The sequence below is a fragment of the Mesorhizobium sp. WSM4976 genome (assembly GCF_029625685.1).
Classification (GTDB): Bacteria; Pseudomonadota; Alphaproteobacteria; order Rhizobiales; family Rhizobiaceae; genus Mesorhizobium.
In genome coordinates, this window is record NZ_JARTVT010000120.1 from 1 (window position 1) to 361 (window position 361).

General features: G+C 61.8%; 1 protein-coding gene. It reads right to left on the bottom strand.

Features of this window, described 5'->3' with window-relative positions:
* The coding region (locus P9272_RS35980; protein ID WP_278164975.1) for a DUF2231 domain-containing protein at positions 1–361 on the bottom strand (361 nt) is incomplete at both ends.

Here is a 361-nt window from a genome sequence, read left to right on the forward strand (position 1 = left end):
GGAAAGCACGAGGCCAACGGGGACCACCGCAGCATCGCCGTGGGCGTATCGGGAATACCAGTTGTAGAGTTCGATGAGAACGACCAGCACGTTGCCGCCCGCGTGCAGCCATGCATCGCGAAGGTTGCGGACTTGATCGTCGCCCAGCACATCTGTCAGGCCGGCAATGGCGGCCAAGGCAGCCATTACTAGGCCCGCCCCGAGAAGCCAGACGGAGCCGCTGACCCAACCGGGATTGCCGGTTCGCCAGAAGATCAAGTCGCAAAAGAACGTGGCGACGAAGAACGCGATTGGAAAGGGGATCAGCATCGGATGAATCGGATGGCCGCCGATGCTTGCTGTACTGCGCGGGTAGTGGGTC